Source organism: Pseudoxanthomonas sacheonensis (assembly GCF_010093305.1).
GTDB lineage: Bacteria > Pseudomonadota > Gammaproteobacteria > Xanthomonadales > Xanthomonadaceae > Pseudoxanthomonas_A > Pseudoxanthomonas_A sacheonensis.
In genome coordinates this window covers 142519-165440 of the sequence record NZ_PDWS01000007.1, presented here as the reverse complement: position 1 = coordinate 165440, position 22922 = coordinate 142519, and the positions used below count along the sequence as shown (strand labels likewise).

Here is a 22922-nt window from a genome sequence, read left to right as displayed (position 1 = left end):
TGAATCTTTTGATTACACAACATGCGTTACCTTGTTTATTGTCGCCTATCCCACCCTTAAGGAGCGCCCCGCATGGCCAAGACCAAGAGCAGCAAGCCCAAGAGCAGCAAATCGGACAAGAGCAAGGCGTCGGCGACCTCGCCCGCCGCGGCCCGATTGGCCGCCGCCGCGCCCACTGCGCCCAACATCGATATCGGGATCGGCAGCGGGGATCGCAAGAAGATCGCCGACGGCCTTTCCGGCTTCCTCGCCGACAGCTACACGCTGTACCTGAAGACCCACAACTTCCACTGGAACGTCACCGGTCCGATGTTCAACTCGCTGCACACGATGTTCGAGATCCAGTACACCGAGCAGTGGACGGCCTTGGACGAAGTGGCCGAACGCATCCGCGCGCTCGGCTACAACGCGCCGGGCTCGTACCGTGAATTCGTCGCCCTGTCCTCCATTCCCGAAGAACCCGGCCTGACCCACAGCGCCGACTGGCAGGAAATGGTGCGCCAGCTGGTGGTCGGCAACGAAGCCGTATGCCGCACCGCGCGCAAGGTGCTCAAGACCGCCGACAGCGCCGGCGACGACCCGTCCGTGGACCTGCTGACCCAGCGCCTGCAGACCCACGAGAAATACGCCTGGATGCTGCGCTCGCTGCTGCAGTAACTCCTTCCCGCGCCTTTTCTTGGCGGGCGTGGGATCCCCCTCTCCCTTGATGGGAGAGGGTGGCCGAAGGCCGGGAGAGGGTGCGCCGGAGCCGATTAAGGTGGCCACCGCATTTCATCGAGTGTCGGACGCCAAAAGCGCGCATCGCTGCGCTCGCGTACCCCTCTCCTGCCCTCCGGGCATCCTCTCCCGCAAGGGGAGAGGAGAAAAGCAGGCGCAGCCTTCTCTGCGAATGCGACCGCATTACTTCAAAATATTGCCCCGAATACGGAAAACCCTTACCCGAACAAGCGGCCAGTCCTTAACGACGTCTCCGGCATACCCGGAATGCAGGGCTTGACCCCGCTGTTAACCTAGACCCATGCAGGAATCCCCACAGCAACTGTTGCAGCGCATCTTCGGCCACGCCGATTTCCGTGGCCCGCAGCAAGCCATCATCGAGCACATCACCGCCGGCGGCGACGCCCTGGTGCTGATGCCCACCGGCGGCGGCAAGTCGCTGTGCTACCAGGTGCCGGCTCTGCTGCGTGCGGGCGTGGGCGTGGTGATCTCTCCGTTGATCGCGCTGATGCAGGATCAGGTGGAGGCGCTGCGCCAGGTCGGCGTGCGCGCCGAGTTCCTCAACTCCACTCTGGACGGCGAATCAGCCGCACGCGTCGAGCGTGCACTGCTGGCCGGCGAGCTGGATCTGCTGTACGTCGCCCCGGAACGCCTGCTGACGCCGCGTTTCCTGTCACTGCTGGACCGCTCCCCCATCGCCCTGTTCGCCATCGACGAAGCGCACTGCGTCTCGCAATGGGGTCACGATTTCCGCCGCGAATACCGCGAGCTCACCGTCCTGCACGAACGCTGGCCGCAAGTGCCGCGGATCGCGCTGACCGCCACCGCCGACCCGCCGACCCAGCGCGAGATCGCCGAGCGCCTGCAGCTGGATGAGGCGCAGTGGTTCGTCAGCTCCTTCGACCGCCCCAACATCCGCTACAACGTGGTGCAGAAGGAGAACGGCAAGCGCCAGCTGCTGGAGTTCCTGGATGCGCATCGCGGCGAGGCCGGCATCGTCTATTGCCTGTCGCGGCGCAAGGTCGACCAGACCGCGGAGGCCCTGGCCGAGCTGGGCTTCAAGGCCCTCCCCTATCACGCCGGCCTGGATGCGGAAATACGCGCCGCCAACCAGCGGCGCTTCCTGCGCGAGGAAGGCGTGGTGATGGTGGCCACCATCGCTTTCGGCATGGGCATCGACAAACCGGATGTGCGCTTCGTCGCGCACATGGACCTGCCCAAATCGCTGGAAGGCTATTACCAGGAAACCGGCCGCGCCGGCCGCGACGGCGAACCCGCCGAAGCCTGGCTCTGTTACGGGCTCGGCGACATGGTGCTGCTGAAGCAGATGATCGAGCAGTCCGAGGCCGGCGAGGAACGCAAGCAACTCGAACGCCGCAAGCTGGACCAGCTGCTGGGTTATTGCGAATCCATGCAGTGCCGGCGCCAGGTGCTGCTGGCTGGATTCGGCGAAACCTATCCGAACCCCTGCGGCAATTGCGACAACTGCCTGCAGCCTGCCGCCAGCTGGGATGCGACGCTGGCCGCGCAAAAGGCATTGAGCTGCGTCTACCGTACCGGCCAGCGCTTCGGCGTGGTGCATCTGATCGAAGTGCTGCGCGGCGGCGAGGGCGAACGCATCCAGCAGTTCGGCCACGACAAGCTCAGCACCTACGGCATCGGCAAGGACCTGGATGCGAAATCGTGGCGCGGCGTGTTCCGGCAACTGGTCGCTGCGGGACTGCTGGAAGTCGACACCGAAGCCTTCGGCGGCCTGCGCCTGACCGACTCGAGCCGTGCGGTCCTCACCGGCAAGCAGGCCGTGGTACTGCGCAAGGAACTTCCGGGAAAGAAGCCCCGCGAACGCGATCGCGGCCCGCGCACCGGCGTGTCCGTGCAGCCGCAGGACCTGCCCTTGTTCGGCGCCTTGCGCGAACTGCGCGCGCAACTGGCGCGCGAACAGAACGTGCCTGCCTACGTCATCTTCCACGACAGCACGCTGCGCAACATCGCCGAACAGCGCCCGGGCAGCCTGGGCGAACTGGCGCAAGTCGGCGGCATCGGTGGGACCAAACTCGAACGTTACGGCCCGCAAGTGCTGGAAACCATCCGCGCGCAGGGATGAGGAAGCAGCGCGTCAGCGCATGGTCGGAATGACGAAACTCTGGTCGGAAACCGGCCCGCCTTTCGGCCAGCGCTGGGTGATGGTCTTGGTGCGCGTGTAGAAGCGCACGCCGTCCATGCCGTACTGGTTGAGGTCGCCGAAACCCGAGCGCTTCCAACCGCCGAAGCTGTGGTAGGCCACCGGCACCGGAATGGGCACGTTGATGCCGACCATGCCCACTTCCACGCGGTCGGCGAACTCGCGCGCGGCATCTCCGTTGCGGGTGAAGATGGCCACGCCGTTGCCGTACTGATGCCTGGACGGCAGCTCCAGCGCCTCCTCGAAAGTATCGGCGCGCACGATCTGCAGTACGGGCCCGAAGATCTCTTCGCGATAGGTTCTCATGTCCGCTTTGACATGATCGAACAGACTCGGCCCCAGGAAAAATCCGTCCTCGTGGCCAGGCAACGAAAAACCCCGGCCATCGAGCACCAGCTCGGCGCCCTCCTCGACACCGATCTGCAGGTAGGACTCCACCTTGGCCCGGTGCGCGGCATTGATCAGCGGGCCGTAATGCGCCTGCGGGTCGGTGGAAACGCCGATGCGCAGGCCCTTCACCGCAGCGACGAGTTTCCCGCGTAGCGCTTCGGCGGTTTCCTCGCCCACCGGCACCACTACCGGCAGCGCCATGCAGCGCTCGCCCGCCGAACCGTAGGCCGCGCCGAGCAGATCGGCCACGGTCTGGTCCAGATCGGCGTCCGCCAGCACGATGCCGTGGTTCTTGGCGCCGCCCATCGCCTGCACGCGCTTGCCGTGCTGCGCGCCCAACGCATACACCGATTGCGCGATATCGGAGGAACCGACGAAGCTGACCGCCTTGATCGCCGGATGCTTCAGGATCGCTTCCACCGTGTCCTTGTCGCCGTGCACCACATTGAGCACGCCCGGCGGCAAGCCGGCTTCGATCATCAGCTCGGCCAAACGCACCGACACCGAAGGATCGCGCTCGGACGGCTTGAGGATGAAGGCATTGCCGCAGGCGATGGCCGGGCCGAACATCCACATGGGGATCATCGCCGGGAAATTGAAGGGAGTGATGCCGGCGACCACGCCCAGCGCCTGGCGTGCGGAATACACATCGATGCCGGGGCCGGCGCCCTGCGTGTATTCGCCTTTCAACAGGTGCGGTATGCCGCAGGCGAACTCGATGACTTCCAGGCCGCGCTGGATATCGCCCTTGGCATCGGCGATCACCTTGCCGTGCTCGCTGGAAAGCAGATGGGCCAGCTCGTCCATGTGCGCTTCCAGCAGGCGCTTGAACTCGAACATCACCCGTGCGCGGCGCTGCGGATTGGCCTGGGCCCAGCCTTTCTGCGCCTCGGCGGCATCGGCCACCGCGCGGTCGAGCTCGGCTACCGAAGCCAGCGGCACGCGCGCCTGCACCACCCCTTGGTTGGGATCGAAAACCTCGCCGTACTTGCCGGAGGTTCCCGCGACCGACCGGCCGCCGATGAAATGTTCGATGTCGCGCATGTGCTTGTTCCTGAAAGTATTCGGACTACCCGACCGATGCCTGCGCACGATCCGCTCGTCCACGAGGACCGCTGCGGGGAGCCGCCGTCGGCCAATCCGGCCGCTGCAGTTCCGATAGTAGAGATCGTAGCGGTGCCGTGCACCCTGCGCATCATTCGGACATATTGCAGTAACAGGCCTAATTCAGCATTAAGGGTTGGGTCGGCGATCTTGGGGGCCTAGCCGCTGCAGGATAGCGGCGTCGGCAAGACAGGCTTAACTACAATCATCAACGGGAAATCATCGCCCATGGGGAAGCAATGAAACCTTCGCTCTTTTCCGCTCTTGCGACCGCCACCGCACTGGTCCTCTGCTGCAGCGTAGCCCCGGCGCAGGAGGCGAGCAGCACGGACGTTCCGCTGGTCGCAGCGAAACTGCAGACCCAGGCAACCGCCAGCAAGGAAGCCAACGCAGCTATCCTGGTCCGCGATTCGCGTAATCCCGGCCGCAGCCATATCGTCGCCACCGCCGCACTCGGTGGACTCGAGGTTTACGACCTGGCCGGCAAACGCGTTGGCACCACGCCTTCTGGCGAAGTGGCGGCGGTGGATGTCGCCTACGACGTCCGCTTTGGAAATGGCAAGGCGACCGTACTGGCTGCAATCGATACCACGACCAACAGCCTGCGCCTGTTCTCGATGAAAGGCTCCCGGCTGCAGGAAATCGGCGCGCGTCCATTGCCGCTCGGATTCGCCGCTGAAGGCATCTGCCTGTTCCGCAATCCTCTGGACAATGCCCTGTACACCTTCGTCGTTGGCGATGGCGGCGAAATCGACCAGCAGATCCTGTTCCCCACTGCTGGCGGCAAGCTGGACGCGCGCCAGGTGCGGCGCATCAACGTGCCTTCCACGCTCAAGCAATGCGCTGCCGACAACAAGGGCCATGTGTTCGCCAGCGAAGAAGGCGTGGGCATCTGGCGCTTCAACGCCGACCCGGAAGCCGATGTCTCGGCCAGGATCGTCGACGCGCCGCGTTTGGGGCATATCGAAGAGGAAAGCGGCGGCGTCGCGGTCTACGAGGGAGGCGACAGGCGCTGGCTGATCGCTTCGGATATTTCGGCAGGCCAGGTGAACGTGTACGACCGCGACAAGAAGGGCGCGTTCCTGGGCGCGTTCAAGGTAGCGGCGCCCGGCAGCAGCGAAGCCATCGGCGAACCGGGTCCGCTGTTCGCGACCGGCGCCACCTACCCCTCGTTCCCGCATGGCCTGCTGCTGGTCACCGACGAAGACGGTTCCAACTACAAGGCACTGGCCATCGAGGACATCGCGCAGGCGCTGAAGCTACCGCTCAGTGCGCCCAAGACGGCAGGTGCGTCCACCAAGTCCAAGGTAGCGGCCGTCGTCGCAACGGTGGAAACCACGCCGGCCGGCAGTTACGGCGACGCAGCGGACGATCCGGCGATCTGGGCCGATCCGGCCGATCCGTCGAAAAGCCTGATCGTGGCCACCGACAAGAAGGCCGGACTGTATCTGTACGATATGCAGGGCAAGGTGTTGCAGTTCCTGCCGGACGGCAAGATGAACAACGTGGACTTGCGCGAAGGCTTCGAGCTGGGCGGCGAGAAGATTGTGCTGGTCGCGGCCAGCAACCGCACCGACAAGTCCATTGGGCTCTACCGGCTGGATACGCAGAAGCGTGAACTGGTCAATGTGGCCGATGGCGTGCAGCCTACCGGGCTGGACGACCCCTACGGCGTGTGCATGTACCGCAGCCCCAAGGACCAGCGCTTTTATGTGTTCGTCAACGGCGACGATACGCGCAAGCGGCAGTGGGAACTGGTGGCGACCCCGCGGGGCGTGACCACCAGACTGGTCCGCGACATGAATTTCGATACGCAGACCGAAGGCTGCGTCGCCGACGATCGCGACGGCACTCTTTACGTGGATGAGGAAGACGTCGCCTTGTGGCGCATGTCCGCCGAAGCCGACGGCGGCGACGCCAAGACCGCGGTGCAGAAGATCGCCGACAACCCGGCGGTCAAGAACGACTTCGAGGGACTTGGAATCTACGACCTGGGCGATGGCCGCGGCTATATCGTCGTGTCCAGCCAGGGCAACGATACCTACGCGGTGTATCGCCGCGAGGGCAAGCAGGAATACCTGGGATCGTTCGCGGTGGTCGCCGATCCGTTGCGCGGCATCGACGGCATTTCCGAAACCGATGGGCTGGAAGTCACCAGCCGTAACCTGGGCCCGGGCTTCGAGCACGGCGCCATGATCGCCCAGGACGGCCGCAACGTGATGCCGGTGGAAAACCAGAACTACAAGTACGTGCCGTGGGAATCGATCGCGCGCGCGCTGAAGCTGGAAATGCGCGGCGAGTAAAGTCGTAACCACGAAGAAACCCGTCACGGAAGGCCCGAACAACCCTATTCCTGTCATCCCGAGCGTAGCGAGGGATCTGCTGTTTGCAGGGAAAACAGATCCCTCGCTACGCTCGGGATGACATCCGGATTGTTCAGAGGTTCTTTCGTGCCACGGCAGATGCCGCCGTCACCGCAGGCTTAGCTCAATCGTGGCAAACTCCGGCCAGTCGCAACGGCGCTGACCGGCATTGAATTCCATGGCTGAACGCAAGGTTCCTGGCGTAGAAAATTTCGAAGGCCCCGCCGGGGGATGGGGCGCGCTGGGTGCGGTGGCGCGGGCGTTGAAGAGCCAGATGGCGGTAGGACGCGAAGCCGCCGCGCTGCGGCGCGTCAACCAGCCCGCCGGTTTCGATTGTCCCGGCTGCGCATGGCCCGATCCCAAGCACACTTCTTCCTTCGAGTTCTGCGAGAACGGCGCCAAAGCCGTTGCATGGGAAGCCACCGGCAAGCGCGCCACGCCCGAACTGTTCGCCGCCCACACCGTCGCGGAACTGTGGGAGTGGTCCGACCATGCGCTGGAAGACGCCGGCCGGCTGACCCGACCGCTGGTCTACGACGCGGCCAGCGACCGCTACCTGCCAATCGCCTGGGAGGAAGCCTTCGAACGCATCGGCGCCGCCTTGCGCGCGCTGCCGCATGCGGACATGGCCGAGTTCTACACCTCCGGCCGCACGTCCAACGAAGCGGCTTTTCTGTACCAGTTGATGGTGCGTGAATTCGGCACCAACAACTTTCCCGACTGTTCCAACATGTGCCACGAGGCCACCAGCGTCGGCCTGCCGGAATCCATCGGCGTCGGCAAGGGCACGGTGACGCTGGAAGACTTCGAGCATTGCGACGCGCTTTTCAGCTTCGGCCACAACCCGGGCACCAATCATCCGCGCATGCTTTCGACCTTGCGTGCGATTTCCAAACGCGGCGCGCCGATCATCGCGGTGAACCCGCTGCGCGAACGTGGGCTGGAACGCTTCGCTTCGCCGCAGGATCCCGGCGAGATGCTCACCAACAGCTCCACGCCCATCGCCCAGACCTACTACCAGGTGAAGATCGGCGGCGACGCCGCATTGCTGAAGGGAATGATGAAGTGGCTGTTCGAAGCCGACGCAGCCGATCTTGCCGCCGGCGGCAAAGGCGTGCTCGACCATGCCTTCATCGCCGAACACACGCAGGGCCTGGAAGCGTTGCGCGATGATATCGCCGGCACGCGTTGGGAAGGCATCGTGGAGGCCTCCGGCCTGTCGCGTGCCGATATCGAAGCCGCCGCGCAGGTCTACGCCAAGGCCGAACGCGTGATCCTCTGCTACGGCATGGGCATGACCCAGCACCGCTTCGGCACGCAGAACGTGCAGCAGATGGCCAACCTGATGCTGCTGCGCGGAAACATCGGCCGCACCGGTGCGGGCATCGCGCCGATCCGCGGCCATTCCAATGTGCAGGGCGACCGCACCGTCGGCATCACCGAGAAACCCACGCAAGCGTTGGTGGACGCGATCAAGCGCACCTACGGTTTCGAATTCCCGCTCACCCACGGCCACGATGCGGTGGAAGCGGTGCGCGCGATCCGCGACGGCCGCTCCAAGGCGCTGGTGTGCCTGGGCGGAAATCTTGCGGTGGCGATCTCCGATCCGGAAACCACCTTCCCGGCGATGCGCAAACTGGATCTGGTGGTGCATGTGGCGACCAAGCTCAACCGTTCGCACCTGATTCCCGCCAAACAGGCGTTCTTGCTGCCGTGCCTGGGCCGCACCGAATTGGATATACAAGCCGGCAGCGCGCAGTCGGTGACAGTGGAGGATTCCATGTCGATGGTGCATGCCTCGCAAGGCGGCTTGGAACCGGCATCGGAACACCTGCTTTCGGAACCGGCCATCGTCGCTGGCATCGCCAAAGCGACTCTGCCCGAGAGCAAAGTGGATTGGCAGTCGCTGGTGGACGACTACGACCGCATCCGCGACGGCATCGAGGCGGTGTTTCCCATCTTCAGCGACTACAACCGCAGGGTGCGCGAACCGGGCGGCTTCCGCCTGTACGTGGGCGCCTCGGTACGCGACTGGGGCGGCCCTGGCCGCAAAGCCAATTTCCTGGTCGCGCCCGGACTCAACGAAGATCCGCGCGACGGCCGCGCCGATACGCTGACCATGACCACCATCCGTTCGCACGACCAGTACAACACCAGCATCTACGGTTTCAACGACCGCTATCGCGGCATCAACGGGCGTCGCGACGTGGTGTTCATGAATGCGGCGGATCTGCAGGCGCGCGGCTTGAAGCACGGCGACCGTATCGATATCGAATCGCGGATGGGAGCTGCGGCTGGTGCGGAGGCGCGCGGCGTGCGCGGCTACACTGCGGTGGAGTACGACATCCCTCGCGGCTCGGCAGCCATGTACTACCCGGAAGGCAATTGCCTGGTGCCGCTGGACAGCCACGACCCCAAGTCCGGCACGCCCGCGTACAAATCCATTCCGGTGTCCATCCGCGCTTCGCAAGATACGCCGGACCGTGGTTGATCCTGACGAACCAGGCAACGGCTATGCGCGCCGGCCGGTTACGCAACTGCATGCCGGCATTGCGCGGACCGACTCGGATCTGCTCGCAGAGGAAGTGCCGGTAGCGGTGAGCTATGACGGCGCACCGTTCGCGGTGATGATGGCGTCGCCGGGAGACCTGCAGGATTTCGCCTACGGCTTCTCGTTGACCGAAGGGCATGCGGTTCCCGCCGATATCGCGGATATCGAGGTGCGTACGGTTCTGGAAGGAATTCTGCTGGACATCCGCACGCGCAACCCCGCATCCGGCGATGCGGTTGCCGAACGCCTGCTGCCGGGGCGCAGCGGCTGCGGTATCTGCGGCACGCGCTTGCTCGAGGAAGTGGTGAAACGTCCTGTTCCCGTGCCTGATGGCGTCGCCATCGATATTACCTCGCTGGAACTTGCCCTCGCCGCGTTGCAGGAGCATCAGCCCTTGAACAAGGCGACCGGCGCGACCCACGCCGCCGCGTGGGCTTCTGCGGACGGCACGCTGATGCTGCTGCGCGAAGACGTAGGCCGGCATAACGCGTTGGACAAACTGATCGGCGCGATGATGCGCGGCGGGATCGATCCGACGCAGGGTTTCGCGCTGGTGACCAGTCGCGCCAGTTACGAAATGGTGACCAAGGCGGCCATCGCCGGAATCGGATTGCTTGCCGCGATCTCCGCACCGACCGCATTGGCGGTGGATCTGGCGCGTGATTGCGGCCTCACCCTCGCCGGCTTCGCGCGGCCGGGACGCCAAGTGATCTACAGCCATCCGCACAGGTTGCGAGGACAAACCCCTCTCCCGCTAGCGGGAGAGGGTGCCGAAGGCGGGTGAGGGCCGCCGGAGCTGTTATGGGTTCAGCGCTCAGCATTGCGTCGAGCGGCGACACACTCGGCGAAGCAACTCGCGCCGGACATTTGCGACGCCTCCCCCTCATCCGGCCTGTCGGCCACCCCGGATCAAGTACGGGGCAGGCTCTTCTCCCGCAAGAGGCGCCCGCAGGGTGCACAAGGCTGAGAAGGACGCGTCAAGCGCTCAATCGAGAAACCAACCACCGCCCGCATCGCGCGGCAACGCATCGACCAGCGCTCCCGCCGGCCATTCGTCGGCATCCTCGGGCAACGCCACCCACGCATTGGCCTGCAGCAGCGAACCCATGCGGTAAGACTGCTGGCCTTCCAGCAACTCGGCGACCAGGCCCGAATCGCTGCTTTGGCGCAGCCGCGCCTTGAGGAAATGCCGCAATCCCTTGGCCACGCGGATCGGCGCCGCCAACGAAGCGCGCAAGGGAGTTTCCGCAGGCATGCCCAACATGGCGCGCAACAACGGCACCACGAAGTAGCGCAACCCGACCGCAGTGGCGATCGGATTGCCGGGCAATCCCACGAACAAGGCCCCTTCCTGCAAACGCGCGGCCAGGATCGGTTTGCCCGGCCGGATCGCCGCCTTGTGGAACAGCAAACGCGCGCCCGTCGCTTGCAGGCCGGCAGGTATGAAATCGCGGCTGCCCATCGACACCGCGCCGGTGCTCAAGACCAGATCCGCTTGATCGGCCAGCCGCCGTGTCTGCGTGGCGAAGGCTTGCGCATCATCGCCCAGCGCCACGTTCGCGATCACTTCCGCACCCAGCGCGTGCAGCGACGCTTCCAGGTAGGAGGCATTGGAGGCGTAGATCTGTCCCGGTCCCAGTGGCAGCAAAGCATCGGCGACCAGTTCGGCGCCGGTGCTCAGCAAAGCCACGCGCGGCTTGCGCCGGACGCTGATCCGCTCAATGCCCAGCGCGGCCAGGACCATTCGCAAGGCCGGATCGACGCGCTGCCCCGCTGCCGCCACCTCCCCGGCGATGGCGATATCGCTGCCGGCACGGCGTATGTTCTGTCCGGCGAACGCGGCTTCGCGCAATCGGATGCGTCCTGCATCCAACCGTTCGACGCGTTCGAGCGGCACGACGCAATCCAGTCCCGCCGGCAGGGCCGCGCCGGTGACGATTTCCCACACACCTGAGCCTGCGTCGGGCGGCGATGGTGCGCCAGCAGCGAGCTGGCCAGCGACCCGGTGCTCGCTGCCTGCGGCCAGCCCTTCGCCCGAAGTAGCGAAGGCGTATCCATCCATCGCCGCATTGTCGAAGGGCGGCAGCGTGCTCGATGCGCGCAATGGTTCGGCGAGGGTCCGTCCGCAAGCATCCGCCGATCGGCACCACTCGGCCGGCAGGACGGCGGCTTCGACCAACAACAGTTCAAGCGCTTGTGCGTAGGCGATCATTCAGACGTGCCCCGCTCCATTCGAAGGGCCAACCGCTGCCATTCTTGCGGCGTATTGATGTTGTCCAGTTCGCCTCCGCCGGGCGCGGGCAACAACAACGTGTCGGCCGATCGCAACACCTCGCGCAGCCCGTACCGTCCCGTCTGCGCCTGGCGCGACAAGCGCGCCAGCGCCGTCGGCTCCCACAGCGCGCACAGGGGCTCGGGCAAACCGTCGACGGGGCTGCGATAGGCGATGGCCATGTGCTGCCCATCTCGAACACGGATCAGTGTTTCCAAAGTAGAGGCCTGCAAGAGCGGAAGATCGCAGGCCAGCACCAGCCATGCTGCCTCCGGATAAGCCGCGTGCGCTGCGAGCAAGCCGGCGGCCGACCCTGCTCCTTCGATCTCATCGACGATACCCGGCAACGCCGCGCGGACCGGTTCGGCCCGCTGATCGCTGCGCAAGGACACGAAGCAGGATTGCACGTGCCTGCTCAACAGGCGGAATGTCGCCTGCAGTTGTGGTTCGCCGTGCCAGTCGAGCAGCGCCTTGTCCTTGCCCATCCGCGTGCTGGCGCCGCCGCTCAGCACCAGGCCATGCAGCGCGGGGAGCGTCTCGCGCGGAGGGGTGGATTCGGCAGCACGGGTGGCTTGGCTCATACCGCCAATCTACCACCCGTGCGTTTTCGCCATATCCGCACCCCGTACCGGGGCGCCCGTCGATCAGCTGCGCGCGAACTCCAGCAGATCGGCGTTGAGCTGGTCCTTGCTGGTGTCGCCCAGGCTGTGGGTACCGCCGGGATAGATTTTCAACACCGAATCCTTGACCAGCTTGGACGAAAGCATCGCCGAGGCGCCGATCGGCACGATCTGGTCGTCGTCGCCGTGGATGATCAGGGTGGGCACGTCGAACTTCTTCAGGTCCTCGGTGAAGTCGGTTTCCGAAAAAGCCTTGATGCAGTCGTAGGCGTTCTTGTGTCCGGACAACATGCCCTGCGCCCACCACGATTGGATCAGGCCCTGCGAAACCTTCGCGCCGGGCCGGTTGAAGCCGAAGAACGGGCCGCTGGCCACGTCCAGGAAGAATTGCGAGCGATCGGCCAGGTAGGCCTTGCGGAAGCCGTCGAAGACTTCCATCGGCAGGCCGCCGGGATTGGCTTCGGTCTTGAGCATGATCGGCGGCACCGCGCCCATCAGCACGGCTTTCTTCACGCGCTTGGTGCCATGGCGGCCGATGTAGCGCGCCACTTCGCCGCCGCCGGTGGAATGGCCGATCATGACCGCGTCCTTGACGTCCAGATGCGCGAACAGCTCGGCCACGTCGTCGGCATAGGTGTCCATGTCGTTGCCGTTCCAGGGCTGGCTGGAGCGTCCATGGCCGCGGCGGTCGTGGGCGATGCAACGGAAGCCGTTGGAAGCCAGATGGAACATCTGCGCTTCCCAGGCATCGGAGGTCAAAGGCCAGCCATGGCTGAAGGTGACGACGGGGCCGGCGCCCCAGTCCTTGTAGTAGAGCTGGGTGCCGTCTTTGGTGGTGAAGGTGGCCATGGTTTCTCCTTTGGGTTCGGGTGGGGGAAAGTTGCTCGAACGGTTTACGGCGGCGGCGGGCAGTGCCCGCCCTGCGTGCGCCCTTGCCAAGGTAGTGCAGCGATGGTTACAAGCATGCAAACGCCCGCGCATTTTTTGCACCGCACCTGCACTGTAGGGCGGGCACTGCCCGCCGAACACTCTAAACATGCGAGTGGCGGGCGGTGCCCGCCCTACGGATTCATGCGGTTTGTGCGGCAGCAGGCGGCAAAGCGCGGCGCAGCCGTCGCAAGCGGATGACCTGCGCGGTAGCGCCGACGAGGAAAACCAGGAACGCGATGCCGACGGCCTTCTGCAGATTGGGATCGTCCGGACCCGAGGCCCAGGGCGCGCCGACGGGCAGCCGCGTGGAGGTTTCGGTGAACGCCGGAATCATATGGAAGAACACGGTGAGCGAATAGAGAACCGTTTCCACATACGCACTTGCGCGCCCGAATACTTTCTTGTTGCCGGCCACCCAGGCAACGGCAAGCACCACCAAAGTGACGATGCCCAGGGCGTGCGGCTTGCCGAATCCGCCATGCTGGAAAATGAAAAACCCGGTCAGGCAGGTCAGCACTGTCGTAATCACGTAGGTCTTTCCCAGACCGTTGCGGGGATCGATTCCTTTGTCCCGGAAGAAAGCGATGAACGCCGCCACCACGGCGACAAGACTGATGGCGGTATGGATGATGCCCATTGTGGTCAGACCAAGCATGGTGGTTCTCCTGCAGGTAATGGGAGGGCTTCTCCTGCGATCGATCCGACGGCCGCGACCACTCCGCCGGCAGCATGACGCTGCCCGGCGCGACCCAGTCGGTGTCACCCCATCCCCCTGCCTGGGCTTATGACTGCTTCCCGGCGCGCAGACAAATCCAGAAGAACCCGATCATGTCCCACGTATAGCGCTTCAGCAAGCGCCTGGGCTCCAGGCATAGCCGGAACAGCCATTCCAGGTGCAGCGTCCGCATCCAGGACGGCGCGCGCCTGGTATTGCCGGAAAGGAAATCCAGCAGCGCGCCGACTCCGAACATTGCCGGCACGTTACAGGCGGCGCAATGGTCCAGGATCCAGGTTTCCTGCCCAGGATTGCCGAAGGCGACAAGCACGACCTCCGCGCCCGACGCATTGATTCTCGCTACCAACTCGTCTCCGGCTTCTGCGTACTCTGCATAACCGTCGCAGGTACCCACGACCTGCTGTCCCAACCTATCGACCAGATGCCGCGCCGCCTGCACCGCCACGCCCGGCCGCGAGCCAAGCAGGAAGAAGCGCAATGGACGCACGCTTTGGGTGCAAAGGTAGGGAATGAAATCGGTGCCGTTGAGGTTTTCGGCGAAGCGGCGTCGATGGATCAGCAAGGACGCAAGATCCATGCCGATTCCGTCGTTGACCACACATACCGATGGCGCTTGCAAGCGCTTGCGAAGCGGACGGCATTGCACCACGAAGTTCGTGTTCGCGAAAAAAACCTGGCGTTTGTGGCCAGAGCTCAAAGCGCCCAGCACTTCCTGCGCCAACCGTTGACGGGTGATCGATCGCATGCGGTAGCCGCCCAGCCAGACCGATGGCGGCGCTGCGGATGCCCGGTCCGCATACGGTTTTTCCTCATCGGCGGCGATCATGCTGCAACCTCCCGGTCGCTCCACTGTCCGCACCGCCTGCCGCCGATGGCATCACCACAAGTCATAGGGAAACGCCTTGCGCAACGCAACCTGGATGCCGTGCAGATCGAACGGCCCGTTCCCGCCGATATCCAGGCATTCTTCGACGGTACGCCCCGAACGCCAGCTCGCGCGGCCCGTGCCCGCGTAGTAGTCGTCGTATTTGAAGCGGTTTTCGCCGTTGCCGCTGTCCAGATACACAGCCGGAATGCCGTAGGCTTCGGCCAGGATCACCCCGTGCAACGAACTGGAGACCACCATTTCCGCTCCCAGCAGCGCACGCACGAAAGCCAGGGGCTTCATGTTCGGCAACAGCAACCGGTCGCGGTAGGCGGCGTACTTCTCCGGCGCCTCGTTGAAATGCGGAATCACCACGAAAGGCGTCTTCCCAGGGGCGCCGATCAATTCATCGGAATAGAACATGGGCATCAGCAGCGCCGGGTCGCCATATATCTCGGGGACCGGTATGCCGCGATCCATCAGCCAGCGCCGGGTCAGCGGCCCGCGCACCGCACGCACATCCAGCGCGCGGAAACGATGCTGCGCTTCGGGGATCTTGGCGTTGATGCCGCTTCCCCATACCGTCTCGCCATCGCGCGCGTTGTGCAGCACCGAACCGATCGCGAACAACCGCCGCGACCGGTCCTGCTTGTGCAAAAGATCCTCATCGCGCAAGGCGAGCATCGCTTCCACGATCACCTTGGACAGATGGTCGCCGACGTTGACCCCGCCGTTGTTCGGCTGCCACCAGTACAGCGCGCGGCGCTGCCGGCGCTCCAGCCACGCGTCAAACAGCGACATGCGAAGGCTCCTGCTCCGCAGCCGCCAGCGCATGCGGCGGGTTATCGGATGGCGTTATCCGCAGCTCCGGATATCGCTCCGGTTCTAGCAGCCTGTCCACCGTTTCGGGCCAATCCAGGCACTTGCGGGTGCGGACCCGCGGCGCCCGCAAGGCGGCGTCGATCGCGGTGACGATCGATTCGGCGTCTCCCGGCGTATAGCCGAAACGCGAGGCGTAACGCCCGACGATGGCGTGCGGACAGATGGCCGGCAGCGCGAAGAAATCGTACTGCAGCAGCTTGAGCGAGCTGTCGGCCAGGTAGGCGGGCAATTGCGCCGACGCGTACGGGGCGATGCCGAAGGTGGCGTGCTTGATGTAGCGCAAGGTCTGCGCATGCGGCATTTCGCCGTACACCACTACGTTCTCGCCATAGTCCGGCATGCGCCCTCGGCCCGAGCCGATCACATGGAAGGTCACCTGGGGGAAAGCGCGGCTGGCGGTCGCGATCGCCGCAGGATCGAACAGCATCGAACCCACCGCGACAGCGTGCAGGCCGGGGGCATAAGGCGATGGATCGGCCAGCCGTTCTATTTCCGGATCGATGCCATGGCCGACGTGGTAGACGTTGTCCCGGCTGGCGACTTCGGCGGCCATCGCAGGCGATACCAGCGCAATCGCATCCAGACCGGCCGCCACGCGCGCGAAGGCGCGCTCCACGTATTGCGCGCTGTCGATGGCGCTCAGGCTGTCGGAGGCGCGATAGACAAGACGGGCCGAGGGGTTCAGCTTCCTGGCCAATTCCGCGAACACCACCGCCGTGCCGCTTTCGAAGATCACCACTTCGGCCTCCCGAAGCCAGGCCACCAGCACCGGCGGCGGATGGCTCGCATACCAGCGGAACATCATGTTCTCGAGCGGGCGCAGCCAAGGCCGGCGCGTATTGAACGGATGCAACGCGGTCTTCCACAGGAAACACTCGACGCCGTTGTGCTCTTCGATGAGATTGGCCTTGGCGTCCAGCGGCAGCCGTATGTCGTCCTTCCATCGCGACAGCGCGCTGTAGCGGAGCGAGAAGAAGCGCGTATGCCCGCGCTTGGCCAGCTCGTCGCCGATGAAATGGATATTGGCCCTGCGCGGCGTGCGGTAGTCGTGCGCCGACAGCACCAGGAATCTTCCGGGGGCGGCTGGATCGCGCTCACCTGCCGTCTCGGAAGGCTCCACAGTCGGCTGCTCGGTCGTTGCTTCTACTCGGAACATGGCCGGATTCTCCAATGCGGGGGCGATATCGCGCTGCGTCATACGCTTCTCAACAGGGTGCGGGTGTGCAGGATGCCGGCCACATCGCGCCGGAACGCGGACCAGACCAGGCATAGCAATGCGAATGCGACGCAGAAGGCCGCGATTCCGACCGCCAACTGCAGCGGCAATGGCAACGATGCGCCTGCGAAGCGTACGGATGCCGCGTGCGAGACGAACCCGCACAGGCCGTAACCGGCTATCGCTCGCAAACCGCTCCGCAGCATGCCGCGCACCGGCGCATCTGAGGTGCGGTGCAGCCACCACAGGACCAGCGGCCACGACAGCGCCAGACCGCAGGCATAACCGGTAGCGACGCCCAGCACACCCCATTGCGCGCCGATCACGATGCAGCCGATCACCAGCGTGCGGCTGACGATCGAGTACCGCAGCTGCGGGCCGGTCAGACCTTTGGAAAGGAATACCCAGTAAGCCGCATACCCCGCCGCCTGGAACATTCCCCCCACCACCAGTATCTGGAAGATCGGCACCGTCATCGCCCAGCGATCGCCCAGCACCAGATGGATCAACGGACTGGCCTGCGCGCAGGCGAAGGCGAAGATCGCGATGATGAAATGCATCAGCGTGGCCTGTCCGCGCAGCAGGAACGCCGAATAGCGCACGGGATCACCCTGCAGCCGGGACAACACCGGCAGGGCGACAGTAGTCGCCGGAGCGTTGAGCTGGGTCAGCGGCATCATCAACAGCGCGAAGGCGCGGTTGTAATGCCCCAGCGGCGCAGGGCCCAGGCGATTGCCGATGAGTATCTGGCCGAGGTTGGTGCTGAAGTAGATGAGAAGTTGCGACGCCACCAGATTGCCGCCGAAGCGCAACAGCCCGCGCATCTCCGCGTTCCGCTTCGGCAGACCGGGCAGCCAGCGCGCCGCCAGCGCCATCAGCGCCAGCAACGTCGAGGCCTGCACCAGCGATTGCACCACCAGCGCCCAGTAGCCCCAGCCCAGCAGTGCGGCCGCTACCGCCGCGGCCAGGCCGAGCAACTGGCCGGTGACGTCGGCGAAAGCCAACTGCCCGAAACGCATGTCGCGATTGAGATGCGCGCGGAACTGCGTGGTCAGGCCATTGAGAAGCAAGGTCGCGGAAATGGCCTGCGCAACCGGACGCAGCAACGGTTCCCGATAGAAGAGCGCAATCGCATCGGCGGACAGGAACACTGCCGCCGCCAGCAGAAACCCGATGCCGGAGTTGATCCAGAACAGATTGTCGCGCTGTCCGCGGCTGAGGTGCTTGGCCTGGATGGCCGCCGAAGACAGGCCGAAATCGCGCAGCACTTCGCCGACGCCGATAATGGCGACCACCATCGCCACTAGTCCGTAGTCGCGCGGCGTCAGCAGACGCGCCAGCAATATGATGCCGCCGAACTGCACGGCGATCTTCAACACCTGGCTGCCCATCGTGACCAATGCGCCGCTGGCGGCAAGACGGCCCAGGGAAGGAATGTGCGGCAATGCGTCCAGCGCCGATTTGTCCGTACTCATCGGTCGCGCCCCGCCGCGCCCAGTGCGGCGACATAAGTGGCGTGATGCTGCATGCCGAGCCGTGGCCAATCGCGCCGGGACAGGTCCGGCGCGGACCGGCGGCGCGGTTCGTCCAGCGCGCGCAATGCCGCCGCGAGGATGTCCGCGTCCAGCGTGCCGTCGTACAGCCTCACCCATTCCTCGCCGACCTCCGCGGCCAGCGCGGCATTGGCTTGGCTGCGCGGAACCAGCACCGGGCGTCCCAGCGACAGCGCCAGCAACAGCGCGCCCGAGTTCTGCATGTCCCGGTAGGGAAGCACCACGCATTGCGCTTCGCCGATCTCCTTCGCCAGCACTTCGTCGCCCACGTATTCGAGGAGGGCGCTGGCGCGCGCATCGGCCGCGCACGCATCCTCCACGACCTGGCGCATGGCCGGGCTTACCGGCCTGCCGACGATGCGCAGCGTGGTGCTGGCACCGGGCAGTTCGCGGAAGGCCCCGATCAGAGTCTCCACGCCTTTGTAGGGCCGGATCAGCCCGAAACAGAGCAGGCGTCCGTTCACGCTGGGCGGCACTTGCCTCGCTGCGAACCAGTCGCGGTAATGCCCATGCAGGATGGTGTCGGTGTCGGGATCGGAATCGCGTTCGACCGCGTTGATCCTGATTCGCCGCGTGGTCAGGTTGTCCAGCCAACGCAGCAGCAGGCGTTCGGTGATTCCACCCTGTTCGTGCGGCCGCAGGTTGTGCAGCGTGCGCACCACCGGCACGCGCGTCAGCCAAAGCCGCAGCAACAGCAGGAACATGCAGGCCCGCTTGGCCAGCGTGGTGAGCGGAGTGCGGTGCCGCAGCAAGTACTCCGGCCAGTGCACGTGGAACAGGTCGTAGCGCGAGAACAGCGCTTCGCGTACCGAAAAATACCGGATTTCCACGTTCTCCGGCAGCGCATCCAGCAGCTGCACCAGATACGGATTGGTGGTGTCGTCCGGCTTGCCGGTGGATTGCAGCACGACGAAACGGCGGGCAGACGCCGACGATACCCAGGGCGTATGCGCGACGTTCATTGCGTCCGCCCTCCGGTCCCGGCGAGCGCCTGGCGGTACTCGTCCCGATAGCGATCGACGACCGCATCCCAGTCGTAGCGCGCGACATACGCCATGGCTTTCCGCCGACGCGCTTCGAAGGTCTCCTGGTCCGCGTCGGCCAGTTGGCGCACCGCCCGCGCGGCGGCCTCGGGCGCTTTCGCATCGACCAGCGCGCCCAGCTCCGATTCCGCATGCAGCTTGGCGTAAGGCGGGATGTCGCCGAGCACGGGAATCAGGCCGGCGCTCATCGCCTCGATCGCGGCGATACCGAAGCCCTCGTGCCGCGACAGGGAAACGAAATACTGCGCGTTCGACAGCAAGCGGCCCAACTGTTCCTGCGACGGCGCTTCCACCACCTCCACATGCGCCTGCAATCCGCGCGAGGCGATGTCGCGCTCCACATCCGCGCGCTTGAGGTCGAACGCACGGCCTGCGAGGATCAGGCGCCAAGCGCCGTCTTCCGCCACCAGACGCCCAAGCAGGTCCAGCGTTTCCGGAATCCCCTTGTTCACCGACCAGCGGCCGAAGCTGATCAGAGTCTTGCCGGGAACCGGCGAACCCATACCCGAGAACTTTCCGATATCCACGCCGTTCTCGATCACGCGCAGGCGACCGGCCGCCGTCACCGGGGCGAACATCTCTCCGTCATTGCGGCTGGTGGCGACGATGCGACGATAAGCGCGCGCCGAGGCGCGGGTGATGCTGTTGAACCACAACCGCTTTAGCCGCGAGGCGTAGGCGGTGTGGAAGAAACCGCCGTGGGTGGAGACGATCATCGGCTTGCGGTGCACCGCGCCCGTCAACGCCAGGTAGTCGTAGAAAAAATCGATGCCGTGTACGTGAACGACATCGGCGCCATGCAACGCGCCCAGCACTTGCGGGCAAAGCGGATAGCGCGTGGAGCCGGCGTAGGACAAACGCCGCACCGGCACGCCCTGATGCTGCTCGTGCGCCTGCAGGCGCTGCGCACCGTCATGGAAGATGCGGTCCAGCGTCACCACTTCCGCCTGGCCGCCAGCGGCCAGATGGCGGCGCGCGATGTTCAGAACCACCTCCTCCATGCCGCCGACCGAAGGATGGAATTGCCGGACTACATGCACGACTTTCATGATTTCCGCCCGAACAGCGAGGCGCCCTTCCCGTCCGGCGACGCGGCGCTCATCGCAGTGCCGCCTGCGCGCCGGCCGCGCGCTGTCCCAGCACCCAGGGCGCGTAGCGCAGGAACAGGTGCCGCAACGGTACGCACGAAGCGATGGAAATTCCTGAAACGCACAGCGCCCATGCGGGCCCCGGTTTGCTTCCTGCCGGAAACAGGCCGAGCACCGCGGCCATCCCCGACAGCACGAAGAAAACCAGCATGTGCACGCACAGGATCAACAGCGTATTGCGGCCCATCCAGCGCAGCGCCGCCGACTTGGCCGCCAATGGACTGGCAAGCAGCACGATGGACGTTCCCAGCAAAGCGGCCAGGACGAACTTCCACGCCGATGCCCCGAAGCGCAGCTGGTTGATGTCCACCCGGCCATTGCTCCACGCCAGCCACAGCCACGGCACCAGCAACACCATCGCCGCCGCGCCGCCCGTCAGCGCAGAGCGCGGCAACGAAACCGTACGGCCCGCCAGCGCGCCGCATGCGTAGAAGAACAATGCGACCGGCAGAATGTCCAGAGCGAACGGCAAGCGCAGTCCGGCCGCGGGAAACGCCATGGTCCACAGCATCGCCAGAGGCAGCGACAGCAGTGCGATGGCCGACGGCCGCAGTCGCTTGCCCAGGAAAAAATAGACCAATGCGGTAACTAACAACGCCGGCAGGAACCAGAGCGCCGGATGCACGTACAAACGCGGCCCGATTCCGGTAACCAGCCCGCCGAGCGGCTCCCACCAGGGCGTCTGTCCCCAGCGCAGCGCTTTCTCGCCCACTTGGCGCGTGAGCAGCCAGTATCCATAGGCGACGAAGAAAAAGAAGACGTAAGGCACCAGCAGCGTGCGGGCCAACGTCGCCAGTCTCTGCACGGCCGTATCCGCATTCCGGCGCAGCGACAGCCAACCCGACAGCAGGAAGAACAGCGGCACATGGAAACTGTAGGCCAGCACCGTGAATTCCGCCGGTATGCCTTTGGCGTGGCCCAATACCACCAGCGCGATCGCCACGCCCTTTGCCGCGTCGATCCGCGTATCGCGCGCCGTCGCCTCGATTGCGCCAGCGCGCTTTTGCGCGGCCATGCCGGTAACTGCTGCCATGTGGCGCTCCGTTCTTGTTCATGACGATGCCGTGGCCTGCGGACCGCCGAAAGCCCGTATTCCGCGCGCATCCGGCCGGCTTTCCAGGGAAGGCGCCAGCCGCGGAACCGGCAAGCGCCAGAAGTAGCCGCATGCGAACCACCACAGTCCCGCGGTCTTGATGGAGAAGTAGGCGTTGGAAACCAGCAGGCTCAGCGCGAAGGCGACCACGAACAGATTCTTGAACAGCTGTCCGTTGCTGGTGGGCATCCTGAGCAGGAACGAATAAGCGATCAGGAACACGAGCACGACCAGGATGGACTGTCCGGCGATGAAGTAGGCGATACCGCTGTCGGAATAGCGGTAAGGCGCCGCCAAGTCCATGCCGAACCACTCCCGAGGACTCATCGAATTGATCGCATCGACCGACACGAACACACGCCCCATCATCGTGTCCTCGTAAGCGTTCACCCCCAGCGCCCAGACCGCCAGCCAGCCGGCCAACAGCACGCCGACGAAGAGGAAGGCGGCCAGCGTCTGATCCACCCGCCGCAGCAAGGGCGCCAACAGCAGCATCAGCAGGCAGGTCGCACTGGCCAGGCGGCCGTCGGATGCGATCAGCAGGAACAGGATCAGCGCCAGCGAGAAAACCACCCCGGCCACACGCAGCGACCGCCAGAAGGTGATGGCCACCGCGCAGAAGAAAATGATGAAGTTGCCCATCGTCACCGGTTCCACGAAGATCGAGGACACCCGCGGCAACTCGAATCCGCCCAGCCAGTTGCGCTCGCCCGGGCGGGTGGCGCTGACATAGAGCTTGCTGGCCTCGTTCCAGAAATCGTCTTCGCTGTTGCCGCGCGTGTTGACGAAATAGCTGCGCGGATCGACCAGATCGCCGTACAGATTGGGAAACGCCATTTCGAATATCGCCACCAGCACCACGATCGCCGCCAGCCACAACACGAGTTTGTGCAGGCGGCCGCGGTAGGCGGTACCGAGGGTCAGGAACGCGAACGGGATGATCGCATCGCGCACCAGCTTCAGGTCGAAGCTCCAGGTTTCCAGGAAACGCAGCAGATTGAAGGCCAGCACCAAACCCAGGCCGGTGAACACCAGCAGCTGGCCGTCGCGGCCCAGCGAGCGCAAGCCGAAGAGGAAGCAGCCCGCATAGATGGCCAGTTCGACCGCATAGGCCGACGACGCGCCGACCGGGTGCACCGAGGCATTGAACAGCGCCAGCAGGAAGTTGTAGCCGATCGCAAGCAGCAACAGCGCCGCCACGGCCGGACTGCTGCCGCGCTCCCTGGCGATCGTCGCGGTCATCGCGTTCGGCTTCCG

The 22922-nt window shown here is 65.0% G+C and carries 18 protein-coding genes; 5 read left to right on the top strand and 13 right to left on the bottom strand.

Features of this window, described 5'->3' with window-relative positions:
- Window positions 1-72 precede the first annotated feature (72 nt).
- Entirely contained in the window at window positions 73-657 is a 585-nt protein-coding gene (locus tag CSC73_RS08525; protein ID WP_163840012.1) for a Dps family protein, read from the top strand.
- A 361-nt stretch (window positions 658-1018) separates the two neighbouring features.
- The gene (gene recQ / locus CSC73_RS08520) at window positions 1019-2821 is read left to right on the top strand and encodes a DNA helicase RecQ (RefSeq protein WP_163840011.1); all 1803 of its coding nucleotides are present in this window, start codon (window positions 1019-1021) and stop codon (window positions 2819-2821) included.
- 12 nt (window positions 2822-2833) lie between these two features.
- Here recQ and CSC73_RS08515 read toward each other — a convergent pair whose 3' ends face one another.
- Window positions 2834-4333: a CoA-acylating methylmalonate-semialdehyde dehydrogenase gene (locus CSC73_RS08515; protein ID WP_163840010.1), complete on the bottom strand. Its 1500-nt coding sequence runs from the start codon at window positions 4331-4333 to the stop codon at window positions 2834-2836.
- 299 nt (window positions 4334-4632) lie between these two features.
- Here CSC73_RS08515 and CSC73_RS08510 point away from each other — a divergent pair, with 299 nt between their 5' ends.
- The 3 genes from CSC73_RS08510 to fdhD all read left to right on the top strand — a co-directional run bounded on the left by CSC73_RS08510 (window position 4633) and on the right by fdhD (window position 10091).
- A complete protein-coding gene (locus CSC73_RS08510; RefSeq protein WP_163840009.1) occupies window positions 4633-6696 on the top strand; it encodes a phytase in 2064 nt (687 codons plus the stop codon).
- Between the two features lie 238 nt (window positions 6697-6934).
- A complete protein-coding gene (locus tag CSC73_RS08505) occupies window positions 6935-9247 on the top strand; it encodes an FdhF/YdeP family oxidoreductase (protein ID WP_163840008.1) in 2313 nt (770 codons plus the stop codon).
- The gene (gene fdhD, locus CSC73_RS08500) at window positions 9240-10091 is read left to right on the top strand and encodes a formate dehydrogenase accessory sulfurtransferase FdhD (protein WP_163840007.1); all 852 of its coding nucleotides are present in this window, start codon (window positions 9240-9242) and stop codon (window positions 10089-10091) included. The genes CSC73_RS08505 and fdhD overlap by 8 nt, the downstream gene beginning before the upstream one ends.
- A 201-nt stretch (window positions 10092-10292) precedes the next feature.
- On the opposite strand, the gene CSC73_RS08495 is transcribed toward fdhD, so the two are convergent.
- The 12 genes from CSC73_RS08495 to CSC73_RS08440 form a co-directional block, all read right to left on the bottom strand.
- Entirely contained in the window at window positions 10293-11519 is a 1227-nt protein-coding gene (locus tag CSC73_RS08495) for a molybdopterin molybdotransferase MoeA (RefSeq protein WP_163840006.1), read from the bottom strand.
- Complete coding sequence (locus tag CSC73_RS08490; protein ID WP_163840005.1) at window positions 11516-12160, bottom strand: NTP transferase domain-containing protein; 645 nt, start codon at window positions 12158-12160, stop codon at window positions 11516-11518. The genes CSC73_RS08495 and CSC73_RS08490 overlap by 4 nt, the downstream gene beginning before the upstream one ends.
- A gap of 63 nt (window positions 12161-12223) precedes the next feature.
- Window positions 12224-13180, bottom strand: coding sequence for an alpha/beta fold hydrolase (locus tag CSC73_RS08485; RefSeq protein WP_425502290.1), 957 nt, complete (start codon window positions 13178-13180; stop codon window positions 12224-12226).
- A gap of 88 nt (window positions 13181-13268) precedes the next feature.
- Window positions 13269-13784: a DUF2306 domain-containing protein gene (locus tag CSC73_RS08480; RefSeq protein WP_163840003.1), complete on the bottom strand. Its 516-nt coding sequence runs from the start codon at window positions 13782-13784 to the stop codon at window positions 13269-13271.
- A gap of 127 nt (window positions 13785-13911) precedes the next feature.
- Window positions 13912-14610: a WecB/TagA/CpsF family glycosyltransferase gene (locus CSC73_RS08475; protein ID WP_246197442.1), complete on the bottom strand. Its 699-nt coding sequence runs from the start codon at window positions 14608-14610 to the stop codon at window positions 13912-13914.
- Between the two features lie 132 nt (window positions 14611-14742).
- Window positions 14743-15531 carry a polysaccharide pyruvyl transferase family protein gene (locus CSC73_RS08470; RefSeq protein WP_163840001.1) on the bottom strand — a complete coding sequence of 263 codons (789 nt, stop codon included), beginning with the start codon at window positions 15529-15531 and terminating at the stop codon, window positions 14743-14745.
- Window positions 15518-16768 (bottom strand): GumK N-terminal domain-containing glycosyltransferase, encoded by a 1251-nt coding sequence (locus CSC73_RS08465; RefSeq protein ID WP_246197433.1) that lies wholly within the window; start codon window positions 16766-16768, stop codon window positions 15518-15520. The genes CSC73_RS08470 and CSC73_RS08465 overlap by 14 nt, the downstream gene beginning before the upstream one ends.
- Window positions 16769-16806: 38 nt before the next feature.
- On the bottom strand, window positions 16807-18303 hold the full coding sequence (locus CSC73_RS08460; RefSeq protein ID WP_163840000.1) for a lipopolysaccharide biosynthesis protein: 1497 nt from the start codon (window positions 18301-18303) through the stop codon (window positions 16807-16809).
- Window positions 18300-19343, bottom strand: a complete 1044-nt coding sequence (locus CSC73_RS08455) for a glycosyltransferase (protein ID WP_163839999.1) — start codon at window positions 19341-19343, stop codon at window positions 18300-18302. Before CSC73_RS08455 ends, CSC73_RS08460 begins: the two co-directional genes overlap by 4 nt.
- The gene (locus CSC73_RS08450) at window positions 19340-20473 is read right to left on the bottom strand and encodes a glycosyltransferase family 4 protein (protein ID WP_163839998.1); all 1134 of its coding nucleotides are present in this window, start codon (window positions 20471-20473) and stop codon (window positions 19340-19342) included. Before CSC73_RS08450 ends, CSC73_RS08455 begins: the two co-directional genes overlap by 4 nt.
- Before the next feature lie 49 nt (window positions 20474-20522).
- Window positions 20523-21605, bottom strand: coding sequence for an acyltransferase family protein (locus tag CSC73_RS08445; RefSeq protein ID WP_163839997.1), 1083 nt, complete (start codon window positions 21603-21605; stop codon window positions 20523-20525).
- A gap of 18 nt (window positions 21606-21623) precedes the next feature.
- The gene (locus CSC73_RS08440) at window positions 21624-22907 is read right to left on the bottom strand and encodes a polysaccharide biosynthesis protein GumE (protein WP_211840849.1); all 1284 of its coding nucleotides are present in this window, start codon (window positions 22905-22907) and stop codon (window positions 21624-21626) included.
- Window positions 22908-22922: the final 15 nt, after the last annotated feature.